Raw genomic sequence first — 12,516 nt, 5'->3', positions numbered from 1 at the left:
CCGCGCGACGAAGCGGAGCGGGCCACCTGTGCGTTCCGCCCAGGAAACGCTTCGGCCCGGGGTGCGATGCCCCGGGCCGAAGCGGGCCGACAGTCGCCCTCGGGCGCCGTGCTCAGGGACCGGCGAGCCTTCGGGCCGCCTCGATCACCGACTCCCGGCGGGAGTCGGCGGCCTCGGGGTACCCGGTCAGCATTCGCGCCACCTGCGGCACGGCGAACCACCACGCAGACAAGGAAATGATCATGAACACGAGGTCGGCCGCCGGAATCGACCCGGTCACGTGCCCGGCCCGTTGCGCGGCCTCGAAAGCGGCGATCTTCTTCCCGTAGTGGGAAAGCCGCTGTTCCTCGTGCGGCACCGGCGCACGTCCGTACTCCAGCGCCTCCCACTGCAACAACCGCACCAGGTGCGGATGCGCGGCGTGGTAGTCGAAGCACCGCGCCGCGTACTCGCCCGGCTCCTCCAGGCCCAGGGGGATGTCGGCCGCCATCTTCTCCAGCTCTTCGATGAGCACGGCCTGGAACAGGCGGTTCTTGTCACCGAAGTAGTTGTACAACCGCTCCTTGTTGATCCCCGCCCGCCCCGCGATCCGGTCCATCCGCGTGCCCGCCGGACCGTGCTCGGCGAACTCCGCGACCGCCGCCTCCTTGAGGCGGCGGCGCGTCTCCTCCGTGTTCCACGCCATCACAGCAGCCCGGGACGCCGCCAAGGCTCGCCGAGCACGTGCTCGGCCAGGAACGCGAAGATCGTCTCGTACCAGACCGTCGCGTTGCCCGGCGACGTGATCCAGTGGTTCTCGGTCGGGAAGTACAGGAACTTCGCGGGCACGCCGTGCCGCACCAGGTCGAAGTACAACCGCTGCCCCTCGCCGACCGGGACCCGGTAGTCCTTGGCGCCGTGGATGACCAGCATCGGCGTCTTGATGTCCGCCACCCGCAGGTGCGGCGAGTTGTCCCGCACCCGGTCGTACCGGACGAGCGGGTCGCCCATCTCGCGGATCCAGTAGTACGAGTCGTCCGTGGTCCCGGTGAACGCGTCCATGTGCCACAACGACGCGTGCGTCACGATCGCCGAGAACCGGTCGGTCCGCGTGGCGATCCAGTTCGCCATGTACCCGCCGAACGACCCGCCCATGGCCGCCGTCCGCGAGCCGTCGACCTCCGGCAGCCGCTCGGCCACGTCGGTGATCTCCATCAGGTCCGTGTACGGCTTCGCGCCCCACGAACCCCAGCCCGCGCGCACGAAGTCGCGCCCGTAGCCGGTCGACAACGCCGGGTCCGGCAGCAGGACCGCGTACCCGCGCGACGCCATCAGCCACGGGTTCCACCGCCAGCTCCACCCGCTCCAGCTCGCCACCGGCCCGCCGTGCGCCCACAGCAGCAGCGGCGCCGGCCGCTCGGCGGACGCGCCTTCCGGCAGCACGAGCCACGCGCGCACCGTGCGCCCGTCCTCGACCACCGTCTCGACCTCGGTGAGCGTGCCCGGCAACGACCGCACCGCGCCCGGCGCCGGCAGTTCCACCGCCTCCTGCTCGACCGCGTGCGCGTCGAGCCGCACGGGCCGGGGCGTGGCGTCCCACGCGCTGCGCAGCGCGTACACAGTCGCACCGTCGGGACCGACCGCGACGTCGGTGTACGAACCGGACGCGGTCAGCCGCACGACCTCGCCCGAGGCCAGGTCGACCCGCCAGATCGGCTGGTGCCCGAGTCGGCTGCCGGTGAAGTAGACGGCGTCGCCGGTCGGGCTCACGACCGGGTGCTCGGGTTCCTCGCCGAAGTCGGGCGCGAGGTCCGTGCTCGCCCCGGACTCCAGGTCGATCCTGATCAGGTGGTGGTGCCACGGCTCGTCGGCCGACGACTCGAAGATCCGCAGTGCGACGAGCGACCGCCCGTCCGGCAGGAACGCGGGCGAGCCGAACGAGAACTCGGGCGACTCGGCGACGATCCGCCGCGACGACCCGTCCGCCGCCGCGACCACGAGCCGCTGCCGCGCGCCGTACGCCGGGCTGACGTCGACCTGTTCGACGAACGCGACCCACGCGCCGTCCGGGCTGACTGCGGGCGACTCGCCCAGCCGACGCGCGTTGTCCGGCGTCAGGTCCACCAGCCGCTCGACGCGCTCGGCACCGACGGGCTCCGCGCTCGCCAGCACGCGCGGGTACGACGGCCCGAGGTCGGAGTCCCAGTACCTGACCGGGTAGGACTCGTGCAGGACCGCGGTCACGCCCGCGTCCTCGCGCTCCTTGCGCCGTTCCCGGTCGTCCTCGCCGAAGCCGAGGCCGGGGTGCGCGGCCGACACCAGCACGACCCGGCCGTTGTCGCGGGCCACCACGAAGTCCGCGACGCCGCCCGCCGGCCGGTGCAGCTCCCGTGCCTCGCCCGCGGGCGGGAGCGACCACAACGCGGTCTTGTCCTTGTCGGTCGCGTCGGACTTCGCCTCGGGATCGGGGCGCGCGGAGAGGAACAGCAGTCCGCCGTCCGGCGCGAACCGGGGCGTCGACTCCCCCTTGGCGGACCGGGTCAACCGGCGCGCGGGCGCGTGCCCCGTCGGGTCGACCTCCCAGAGCGCGCCCTGGTACCGCTTGCCGTCGGGCGACAGTTCGGACACGACGACGACCAGCCGGGTGCCGTCGGGGGACAGGGCGAGCGACCCGACCCGGGGCAGTGCGACGTAGGAGGCGAGGTCGGCGAAGTCGTCGGCCTCGACCGTGCGGTCCGTCATCACGCCTCCCGGCGGGACTGGGTGAACTCCCACGCGTCGCGGACGATGCCGTCCAGGTCGACCCGCTTGGGCGTCCAGCCCAGTTCGGCGCGCGCCTTGTCGCTCGACGCCACCAGCGTCGCCGGGTCGCCGTCGCGACGCGGCGCGACCTCGGCCGGGATCGGGTGGCCGGTCACCGCGCGGCACGCGTCCACGACCTGCCGCACGGAGAAGCCGAACCCGTTGCCCAGGTTGTAGATCCGATGCTCGCCCGCGACCGCGTTCGCCAGTGCCAGCGCGTGCGCGTCCGCGAGGTCCACGACGTGGATGTAGTCGCGCACGCACGTGCCGTCGTCGGTCGGCCAGTCGTCGCCGAAGATCTTCACGTCCGCGCGCGTGCCGAGCGCGACCTGGAGCACCAGCGGGATCAGGTGCGTCTCGGTGGTGTGCCGCTCGCCGAACCGGCCGTACGCGCCGGCGACGTTGAAGTACCGCAGGCTGACCGCCGCGATGCCGTGCGCACCGGCGTACCCGGTGATCGCGTGGTCGATCGCCAGCTTGGTCGCGCCGTAGGTGTTGGTCGGGCGGGTCGGCGCGGTCTCCGGGATCGGGACCACCTCCGGCTCGCCGTAGGTGGCGGCGGTGGAGGAGAACACCAGTCGCGGCGTCCGGTGCCGGCGCATCGCTTCCAGCAGGCGCAGCGACGTGACGACGTTGCCCTGCCAGTACTTCGCCGGGTCCTGCTGCGACTCGCCGACGAGGGACTTGGCCGCGAAGTGCAGCACGCCGTCGTACCCCTCGGCGAGCACGTCCTCGATCACGTCGTCGATCGCGGCCGACACCAGGCGTGCGCCTTCGGGCACGGCGTCCGCGTGCCCGGTCGACAGGTTGTCGAGCACGACGACCTCGTGCCCGGCTTCGACGAGTCGTGCGGCGCATACGCTTCCCACGTAGCCCGCACCGCCCGTGACGAGCAGCTTCACCCCGGTACCTCTTTCCCTCGTCCGCATGCTGCGGTGCACGCCCGTGCGGGCGTGCACCTCCACTCGTACCAGGGCCGGGTCGGGCCCGGATCGTCGGTTCCGGTCAGCGTGCCTGGACCAGCACCGCGTGCGCGACCGCCGGGTCGAGTTCGGCCTTCGAACCGTTGCCACGCACCTGCACCACGCGGGCACCGCCGAGCGACTCGACGTCGACCGTCTGACCGGGCACGATGCCCGCTGCCTTGAGTTCGGCCATCAGTTCCGGGTCCATCTGCACGTGCTCGGCGATCCGGCGGACCTCCACGGTGCCGCCGCCGCGCCGGGCCACCTCGTCGATCCGCACCAGCCCCGCCTCGACGGCCGGCGCCGGCTCGCCGTCGACCAGGAGCTTGTCCAGGCCGGGGATCGGGTTGCCGTACGGCGACGTGGTCGGGTTGCCCAGGAGCTTGACCAGCTTGCGCTCGACGGCCTCGCTCATCACGTGCTCCCAGCGGCACGCCTCGCTGTGCACGTGTTCCCACTCCAGGCCGATCACGTCGACCAGCAGTCGCTCGGCGAGCCGGTGCTTGCGCATGACGGCGACGGCGAGGTTGCGGCCCTGCTCGGTCAGCTCCAGGTGGCGGTCGTCGGCGACCACCACGAGACCGTCGCGCTCCATCCGGCCGACGGTCTGGCTCACCGTCGGGCCGCTCTGGCCGAGGCGTTCGGCGATGCGCGCGCGCAGGGGCACGACGCCTTCTTCCTCGAGTTCGTAGATCGTGCGCAGGTACATCTCGGTGGTGTCGATGAGGTCGTTCACACCTGCTCCCCTTCGTGTGATGGCAATGCTAGTCGTCCCCTGACGGGTGCAGGTTGGTGCCGTGCGTCCACTGATCAGCACCGGAACCCTCGCCGCCGCGCTCGCCGGCGACCGGCCTCCGGTCGTGCTCGACGTGCGCCGACGCCTCGGCGGACCGCCGGGACGTCAAGACTACGAGGTCGGGCATGTCCCGGGTGCGGTCCACCTCGACCTCGATGCGGATCTTTCGGCGGAACCGGGCGCCGGCGGTCGTCATCCGCTGCCGGCGGGGCCGGACCTGCGACGGGTGCCCAGGCGGCCGGGGTGTCGGCGGATCACCCGGTCGTGGCGTACGACGGCGGTGACGGATCGGTCGGGGCACGGGTGTGGTGGCTGCTGCGCTGGGCGGGGCACGACGAGGTGGCCGTGCTGGACGGCGGCTACGCGGCGTGGACGCGGGAGAACCGTCCGGTGTCGACGGATGAACCTTCCCCCGGGCCGGGTGACGTGATCGTCACTCCCGGTGCCATGCCGTGGTGGATGCCCTTGGTGCCGCCGGACTCGCCCGCGTCGGGGCGTACCGCGGCTCGGGCGTGACCGCGTCGTCGGTCGTGCCGGCCGCTGAGGCGACCGGTCTCACGGCTGCCGGAAAGCCCGCCATCCTCTACCCCGACTCGTGGTCGCACTGGTGCACCGACCCGGCCCGCGAGGTCGCCGCCGGGTCCGCCCCGGGCTGACGGCCGGCGCCGTCCACAACGGACGGCGTCAGGCGTTGGGGAGCCGCTCGAAGCCCTTCGTGGCCAACGCGACCGCGATCTTGCACGTGTCGAGGCCCTCGTCCACCGGGGTCACGTCGACCTTGAGCGCGGGCGTGATCTCGTCCGGGTCGTCGGTCAGCATCACGATCACCGAGCAGTCCGCGTCGTCCTTGATCTCGTACGCGGTGTTGCCGCCGATCTCGAACTCACGCGCCTGGCCCTCGAAGTCGGAGAACGTCACCAGCACGAGGACGACCACGTACGGCTCCTCGGTGGACAGGATGCACCCCGGCTCGCCGACCCGGGCGGCGCCGACGGCGACCTTGGCGTCCTCCGGCGTGACCAGGCCGCAGGCGTCGGGCCCGGTGCTCTTCTTGCGGGTGCCGATCTTCACCTTGCCGGTCGACTGGGTGCCGCTGGGCGCGGCGCTGGTCGCCGACGGCTTGGCGGTGCCCGACGAGGTCGGCTTCCCGCTCGCCGACGGCTTGCCCGAGGCGGTCGTCGACGGCGCCGACGTGGCACCGCCGGCCGCGACCGGGCTGCCCACGACCTTGGCGGCGCACCCGGACAACCCGAGGGCGAGGGCCAAGGCGAGCACGACGGGAGTACGGCGCATCTGCATGACGTGTTCGACCTCGCTCCACGGGTGACCGGTTCCGCCCGGGAGACTCTAGGTCGCCCTGCCCGCGTCCCGCACACGGCCGTCCCGGAACCACGTCGGGGCACGCGTGCCGGTGATCCACTCCGGTCCGCGTGACCACCCCGCGTCGCACGGCGACACCGTTTCCCCGCCAACGACCGTCCGGCGTCGACTTGGACCGCCACGCGCGACGCGCGGTGACACCGCCACCGGCTTCCGCGCATCGACACGTGCGGCGGTCCCGACCGCCGCACACCGCCGGGTGCCGCGGCCGGTCATCGTCGCCTCCCGGTGACCCGCGTTCCGGCCGCGTACCGGGCGTGGGGCGCGAAACGGTTTCCGTGCCGGCCACCGCGACGCGACTGTGAGAGTGTCGTCGAGCGACCACGCGGCCGTGATCGCTCGACTAGGTTCGGAGACCATGGGCAAGCCCGCCGTCGTCTGGAACCCGTCCTTCCTCGGCTACGACCTGGGCGGCGACCACCCGCTCAACGCCGTCCGCCTCGACCTCACCATCCGGCTCGCGACCGGCCTCGGCGTGCTCGACGGCGTCGACCTCGTCGCACCGGAGCCGGCCGCCGACGCCGACATCGAACGTGTGCACGACGCCGGTTACCTCGCCGCCGTGCGCGCCGCGCCGGTGAGCGGCTGGGACGTCGGCCACGGACTCGGCACCGCCGACAACCCCGTGTTCGCCCGCATGCACGAGGCGTCCGCGTTGGTCGTCGGCGGTTCGCTCGCCGCTGCACGGCGCATCGCGGACGGTTCGGCGTGCCGCGCGGTGAACATCGCCGGGGGACTGCACCACGCCATGCGCGACCACGCGGCCGGCTTCTGCGTCTACAACGACTGCGCGGTGGCGATCTCGTGGTTGCTCGACAACGGCTTCGACCGCATCGCGTACCTGGACGTCGACGTGCACCACGGCGACGGCGTGCAGGCCGCGTTCTACGACGACCCGCGCGTGCTGACCGTGTCGCTGCACCAGAGTCCCTTCAGCCTCTGGCCCGGCACGGGGCTGCCCGCCGAGTCCGGCGCGGCCGGCGCCGAGGGCACCGCGGTGAACCTCGCGCTCCCCCCGGGCACCCGCGACCAGGCGTGGCTGCGGGCGTTCGACGCGGTGGTCCCGTCGTTGTTGCGGACCTTCCGGCCGCAGGTCCTGGTCACCCAGTGCGGTGTGGACACCCACCGGGAGGACCCGCTCGCCGACCTCGCGCTGAGCGTCGACGGGCACGCCGCCGTCTACCGCCGGTTCCGCGACCTGGCCGAGGAGGTCGCCGAAGGGCGCTGGCTCGCGTTGGGCGGCGGCGGGTACGAGCTGATCCGCGTGGTACCCCGGTCCTGGACCCACCTGCTGGCCACCGTGCTCGACCGCGACCTCGACCCGGACACGCCCGTGCCCGCCGACTGGGTCGACCACGTCGCCCGGCTGGCGCCCGACCGCCGCCTGCCCGCCTCCATGACCGACGGCGCGCCCACGGACGTCACCGCGTGGGGCGGCGTCACGACGGACGCGGTGGACGCCGCCGTGCGCGACACCCGCCACGCGGTGTTCCCCCTGCACGGCCTCGACCCCGACGACCCCAGGGACTGACGTGGACCCGTTCGACCACCCCCGGCACTGGGAGGCCGACGTCGTGCTCAGCGACGGCGGCACCGTCCATGTGCGCCCGATCACGCCCGACGACGCCGAGCGCCTGGTCGCGTTCCACGGCCGGCTGTCCGAACGCACCCGCTACTTCCGCTATTTCGGCCCGTACCCGCGCATGCCGCGCCGTGACGTCGAACGCTTCACCACCGTCGACCACGCCGACCGCGTGGCGCTCATCGCGTTGCTGGGCGACGACATCATCGCGGTCGGCCGCTACGACCGGATCGACGCGGGCCGGTCCGCCGAGGTGGCGTTCGTCGTCGAGGACGCCCACCAGGGCCGTGGTCTCGGCTCGATCCTGCTCGAACACCTCGCCGCCGCCGCGCGCGAACGCGACCTGAGCCGGTTCACCGCCGAGGTGCTGATGGAGAACGGCCAGATGGTCCGGGTCTTCCGGGACGCCGGCTACCGGGTCAGCCGCGCGTTCGAGGAGGGCGTGCTGCACCTGGAGTTCGACATCGACCCCACCGAGGAGTCGGTCGAGGTGGCCCGTGCCCGCGAGCAGGCGGCCGAGGCGCGCAGCGTGCACAACCTGTTGCACCCGCGTTCGGTCGCGGTGATCGGCGCGTCCAAGGACCGCACGAAGATCGGCCACGCGGTGCTGACCAACCTGCTGCGCGCCGACTTCACCGGCCCGGTCTACCCGGTCAACGCCGAGCACCGGTCCGTGCGCGGCGTGCGCGCGTACCCGTCCGTGCTGGAGATCCCCGACGACGTGGACCTCGCCGTGGTCGCGGTGCCCGCCGCGAGCGTCGACGAGGTCATGGACGCGTGTCTGGCCAAGGGCGTCAAAGCGCTGGTCGTGGTCACGTCCGGGTTCGGCGAGACCGGTCCCGACGGCCGGTACGCCGAGCGCAGGCTCACGGCCGAGGCCCGCGCCCACGGCATGCGCGTGGTCGGCCCGAACGCGCTCGGCGTGATCAACACCGACGCGGCGGTCCGCCTCAACGCCACCCTGGCGCCGGTCCTGCCCGCGCGCGGGCGCACCGGTTTCTTCTGCCAGTCCGGCGCGCTGGGCACCGCGATCCTGGCCACCGCCGCCGAACGGGGCCTTGGCCTGTCGACGTTCGTGTCCGCGGGCAACCGCGCCGACGTGTCCGGCAACGACCTGCTCCAGTACTGGGAGACCGACCCGTCCACCGACGTCGTGCTGCTGTACCTGGAGTCGTTCGGCAACCCGCGCAAGTTCGCCCGGCTGGCCCGGCGGCTCGGCCGCACCAAGCCGATCGTCGCGGTGAAGTCCGGGCGGCACGCGGTCACCCCCGCGCTCGCCGCCACGTCGGTGCCGGTCGACGAGTCCAGCGTGCAGGCGTTGTTCGAGCAGGCGGGCGTGATCCGGGTCGAGTCGCTGGCGCAGTTGTTCGACACCGCCCTGCTGCTCGCGCACCAGCCGTTGCCCGCCGGTCCGCGCGTGGCCGTGGTCGGCAACTCGACCGCGATCGGTCTGCTGGCCGCCGACACCGCGCTGGCGCAGGGACTCGAACTCGTCGGTGTGCCGGTCGACGTGGGCGCGCAGGCGGACCCCGAGGTATTCGCCGGCGCGGTCCGTGACGCGTTGCGCGACACGGACGCGGACGCGCTCGTCGTCGTGTTCGTACCGCCGCTCGCCGTGCCGGGCGCGGAGTTCGCGCGGGCGTTGCGCGCCGCCGTCGCGGGTGCGGACAAGCCGATCGTGTCCACGTTCCTCGCCGCGGAGGGCGTGCCCGACGAGTTGGCCGTGCCCGGTCCGGGCGGTGCGCCCGGACGCGGTTCCGTGCCGTCCTACCCGAGCCCGGAACGCGCGGTGCTCGCGCTCGCGCGGGCGAGCCGGTACGCGCGTTGGAGATCGGCGCCGCAGGGCCGCTTCGTCCGGCCGGAGGGCGTGGACGCGGACGCGGCGCACACGCTCGTGGCGTCACTCGACGTGACCGAAGTGCGCCGGCTCGACGACTCGACCGCGGTCCGGCTGCTGGCCTGCTACGGCGTCGAGGTGGTGCCGTTCCGGGTCGTGGCGACCGCCGACGAGGCGGTGGTCGCGGCGGCCGACCTGGGCTACCCGGTCGCGGTGAAGTCGACCGACGAGCGACTGCGCCACCGCACCGACCTGGTGGGCGTCCGCCTCGACCTGCACGGCGCGGACGCGGTCCGCTCGGCGCACGCGATGCTCGCCGAGGTGGCCGGCGACGGCGAGGTGTACGTGCAGCGGATGGCGCCCAAGGGGTTGTCCTGCGTACTCGGCCTCCAGGACGACCCGTCGTTCGGCACGCTGGTGTCGTTCGGGCTGTCCGGCGTGGTCAGCGACCTGCTGGGCGACCGCGCGTACCGGGCCGTCCCGCTGACCGACGCGGACGCGGCGGCGCTCGTGCGCGCACCGAAGGCCGCACCGCTGCTGGCCGGGTACGGCGGCGCGGAGCGGGCCGACCTGCGCGCGCTGGAGGACCTCGTGCTGCGGCTGGCCGCGCTCGCCGAGGACGTGCCCGAGATCCGGGGGCTGGCGTTGGAGCCGGTGCTGGCCAGCGCGGCGGGCGCGTACGTCGGCAGCGCGCGGCTCACGATCGGGCCGCCGCCGTCACGGCACGACACCGGACCGCGACGACTCCGACAGCCCGGCGGCCGTTGGTGACTCAGCGTGACTCTTGACCGATTCCGTGTCCGGAGTTTTCCACAGACGCGTTGTGGGAGCGTGCGGGTCCGCTTAAGTTGCCGTTAATCCGAGGTAATCTCCCGAAAAGGGGAAGAATGGCACTGGCATCTTTGCGCGCCCTCGCGTGCGTCGCCGTGCTTGTCCTCGCCTCCTGCTCCTCCGGTGACGACACCACTGTCGTCGGGCGAGCCGGCCGCGACAACAAGCTGACCATCGGCGTCGCCTTCGACCAGCCCGGACTCGGCGTCCGGCGGATGGACGGCGTGCTCAAGGGCTTCGACATCGACGTGGCGCGCTACGTGGCGACCGAACTCGGCGTCGAGGAATCCGGCATCACCTGGGTCGAGGTCAGCCCGCCCGAACGCGAGAACATGATCACTTCCGGCCGGGTCGACTTCGTCGTCACCGGATATTCGATCACCCCCAAGCGCAAGGAGGTGATCGATTTCGTCGGGCCGTACTTCATCGCCGGCCAAGATCTTCTGGTGCGGATGGACGACACCCGCGTGACCGGACCGGAGTCGCTCGCCCAGGACGGCGTGCGGCTGTGCTCGACGCAGGGCAGCACGTCGGCGCAGCACGTCATCGACGAGTACGCGCCCGGCGGGCGCCTGGTGGAGTACCCCCAGTTCAGTGACTGCGTTACCGCATTGCTCGCGGAGAACGTCGACGCGTTGACGACCGACGACGTGATCCTCGCCGGCTACGCGGCGCAGAACCCCGAGGTGCTGCGGGTGGTCGGCAAGCCGTTCTCCAAGGAGGAGTACGGCATCGGTCTGCGCAAGGGCGACACCGCCAGTAAGACCAAGATCACCGAAGCCGTGCGGAAGATGATGACGTCCGGTGAATGGCGCAAGTCCCTGGAGGCGAACATCGGCCGTTCGGGCTACAAGATCCCCGAACCGCCGGAGCTGGTGCCGTGAGGCGGAACCCACTCCGATAGCGGTCCGACCGGGGCTGACCTCAACGTAGTCTCGATTCCGTGCCTGCTTCTCATTTCGTTCCGCACTACCGCGCGGACGGACCGGTTCGCGCCGGCATCCCCGAGCACGGTCGGGTCCCGCGCTACTACGCGGTCAAGACCGAGCTGCTCTGGCTCGTCGAGGCGTTGGGGGAGGGCACGGCCCTGCCCTCGGAACGGGAGCTGGCCGAGCGCTTCTCGGTGTCCCGCGTCACCCTTCGCCAGGCCGTCGGCGAGCTGGTGCTCGAAGGCAAGCTGCAACGCCGCCAGGGCAGCGGCACCTACGTGGCGCCGCCCAAGCTCGTCCAGCCGCTGTCGTTGGTCAGCTACACGGAGGGGATGCGCCGCCAGGGCGTGGACCCCGCGCGCAGCGTGATCTCCGTCGAACACCTGCCCGCCGACGACGTGCTCGCCCGCGACCTGCGGATCGAGCGCGGCGCCCCGGCCATCCACTTCGAGCGCGTGCTGCTCGCCGACGACGAACGCGTCGGGCTGGAGTCGACGTACCTGTCGGCCGACCGGTTCCCGACCCTGCTCGACGCGTTCGACCCGACGACGTCGCTGTACGCGTGCCTGACCGAGAAGCTGGACGTGACCTTCGAGGAGGCCGAGGAACGCGTCGAGACGGTGTTGGCCACCCCGCGCGAGGCGTTGCTGATCGGCACGAACCCGGCGTTGCCGATGCTGCTGCTGCACCGGGTGTCGTATGACAACGTTGGCGAACCCATCGAACGCGTCCGCTCCCTGTACCGGGGCGACCGCTTCAGCTTCATCGCCCGCCTGCGCGCCGACCACTGAAACCGTCCACTGAGGACGATCCGGGCCGTCCGGCACGGCCGGGAACCTCCCTGGAGGCTCCCGGCCCGCACCGCCGCTCCTCCCCGCTCCCGCGCCGCCGCTCCTCGGGGTCGGGTTCCCCCTCTCCGCCGGTTTCGTGGCCGTAAAGCGCCCGTTGGCAGGCGTTTCGCGTGACCCCGCGGCGGTACCGTGGTGTGCCTGGACTTTGAGTCCTCCTCACCCGCAACGGCGCGGGGGAAGTCGGGGTGGAGCATGAGCTTCAAAGAGGAGTTGCTGGCCGAACTCGAGGACTGTCTGCGCGGCTACGGTGCGGTACCGGTGCACCATCCCGGTTCGCTGGCGCGGTTCATCGACTACGTCCGCCGGTTGCCCGAGGACGACCCGCGCCTGCGCGGGCTCGCGGGCGTCGACCAGGGCTCGGGGTCCTTCTGGAACAACCCGGCCGTGTGGTGGGAACAGGTGCCCCGGTTCGACTCGATGGTGACCGGGTGCTCGGAGCTGCTCGACAACATGCTCGACGAGGCGATCGCCGACGAGATCGACGTGCTGGAGATGGAGATCCGGGAGATGCCCGGCTGATCGTCCGCGGCAGGACACCCCACGACGAAAACACCCGTTGTGCGC

Annotated in this window: 10 protein-coding genes and 1 pseudogene; 6 read left to right on the top strand and 5 right to left on the bottom strand. The window is 72.3% G+C overall.

Annotated features, from left to right (window positions below; all coding sequences use genetic code 11):
• Positions 1–112 precede the first annotated feature (112 nt).
• The 4 genes from F4559_RS24635 to F4559_RS24620 all read right to left on the bottom strand — a co-directional run bounded on the left by F4559_RS24635 (position 113) and on the right by F4559_RS24620 (position 4,482).
• Positions 113–685, bottom strand: coding sequence for a TetR/AcrR family transcriptional regulator (locus F4559_RS24635; protein WP_184672499.1), 573 nt, complete (start codon positions 683–685; stop codon positions 113–115).
• The gene (locus F4559_RS24630) at positions 685–2,721 is read right to left on the bottom strand and encodes a S9 family peptidase (protein ID WP_184672497.1); all 2,037 of its coding nucleotides are present in this window, start codon (positions 2,719–2,721) and stop codon (positions 685–687) included. The genes F4559_RS24635 and F4559_RS24630 overlap by 1 nt, the downstream gene beginning before the upstream one ends.
• Positions 2,721–3,683 (bottom strand): UDP-glucose 4-epimerase GalE, encoded by a 963-nt coding sequence (galE, locus tag F4559_RS24625; protein WP_312865802.1) that lies wholly within the window; start codon positions 3,681–3,683, stop codon positions 2,721–2,723. The genes F4559_RS24630 and galE overlap by 1 nt, the downstream gene beginning before the upstream one ends.
• 103 nt (positions 3,684–3,786) lie before the next feature.
• Positions 3,787–4,482 carry an iron-dependent transcriptional repressor DtxR gene (locus F4559_RS24620; protein ID WP_184672495.1) on the bottom strand — a complete coding sequence of 232 codons (696 nt, stop codon included), beginning with the start codon at positions 4,480–4,482 and terminating at the stop codon, positions 3,787–3,789.
• Positions 4,483–4,543: 61 nt separating this feature from the next.
• Between F4559_RS24620 and F4559_RS24615 the strand changes: the two are divergent.
• Positions 4,544–5,198 (top strand): annotated as a pseudogene (locus tag F4559_RS24615) (sulfurtransferase).
• Positions 5,199–5,226: 28 nt separating this feature from the next.
• Here F4559_RS24615 and F4559_RS24610 read toward each other — a convergent pair.
• Complete coding sequence (locus F4559_RS24610; protein WP_184672493.1) at positions 5,227–5,841, bottom strand: hypothetical protein; 615 nt, start codon at positions 5,839–5,841, stop codon at positions 5,227–5,229.
• 439 nt (positions 5,842–6,280) lie between these two features.
• Here F4559_RS24610 and F4559_RS24605 point away from each other — a divergent pair, with 439 nt between their 5' ends.
• The 5 genes from F4559_RS24605 to F4559_RS24585 all read left to right on the top strand — a co-directional run bounded on the left by F4559_RS24605 (position 6,281) and on the right by F4559_RS24585 (position 12,471).
• A complete protein-coding gene (locus F4559_RS24605) occupies positions 6,281–7,453 on the top strand; it encodes an acetoin utilization protein AcuC (protein ID WP_184672491.1) in 1,173 nt (390 codons plus the stop codon).
• Between the two features lies 1 nt (position 7,454).
• The gene (locus tag F4559_RS24600) at positions 7,455–10,112 is read left to right on the top strand and encodes a bifunctional acetate--CoA ligase family protein/GNAT family N-acetyltransferase (protein ID WP_184672489.1); all 2,658 of its coding nucleotides are present in this window, start codon (positions 7,455–7,457) and stop codon (positions 10,110–10,112) included.
• 116 nt (positions 10,113–10,228) lie between these two features.
• Complete coding sequence (locus F4559_RS24595; RefSeq protein ID WP_184672487.1) at positions 10,229–11,056, top strand: glutamate ABC transporter substrate-binding protein; 828 nt, start codon at positions 10,229–10,231, stop codon at positions 11,054–11,056.
• 59 nt (positions 11,057–11,115) lie between these two features.
• Positions 11,116–11,892, top strand: a complete 777-nt coding sequence (locus F4559_RS24590; protein WP_184672485.1) for a GntR family transcriptional regulator — start codon at positions 11,116–11,118, stop codon at positions 11,890–11,892.
• Positions 11,893–12,144: 252 nt separating this feature from the next.
• Positions 12,145–12,471, top strand: coding sequence for a hypothetical protein (locus F4559_RS24585; protein ID WP_184672483.1), 327 nt, complete (start codon positions 12,145–12,147; stop codon positions 12,469–12,471).
• Positions 12,472–12,516 lie beyond the last annotated feature (45 nt).

Origin of the sequence: Saccharothrix violaceirubra (assembly GCF_014203755.1) — a bacterium.
Taxonomy (GTDB): Bacteria; Actinomycetota; Actinomycetes; order Mycobacteriales; family Pseudonocardiaceae; genus Actinosynnema; species Actinosynnema violaceirubrum.
Note: the sequence above shows the minus strand (reverse complement) of the source record. Positions and strands in the feature narration are given on the sequence as shown.

What these genes read in the sequence shown, in the direction of transcription:
- F4559_RS24635 (WP_184672499.1), bottom strand. Translation starts at nt 685, where the DNA reads ATGGCGTGGAACACGGAGGAGACGCGCCGCCGCCTCAAGGAGGCGGCG.
- F4559_RS24630 (WP_184672497.1), bottom strand. Translation starts at nt 2,721, where the DNA reads ATGACGGACCGCACGGTCGAGGCCGACGACTTCGCCGACCTCGCCTCC.
- F4559_RS24610 (WP_184672493.1), bottom strand. Translation starts at nt 5,841, where the DNA reads ATGCAGATGCGCCGTACTCCCGTCGTGCTCGCCTTGGCCCTCGCCCTC.
- F4559_RS24605 (WP_184672491.1), top strand. Translation starts at nt 6,281, where the DNA reads ATGGGCAAGCCCGCCGTCGTCTGGAACCCGTCCTTCCTCGGCTACGAC.
- F4559_RS24595 (WP_184672487.1), top strand. Translation starts at nt 10,229, where the DNA reads ATGGCACTGGCATCTTTGCGCGCCCTCGCGTGCGTCGCCGTGCTTGTC.
- F4559_RS24585 (WP_184672483.1), top strand. Translation starts at nt 12,145, where the DNA reads ATGAGCTTCAAAGAGGAGTTGCTGGCCGAACTCGAGGACTGTCTGCGC.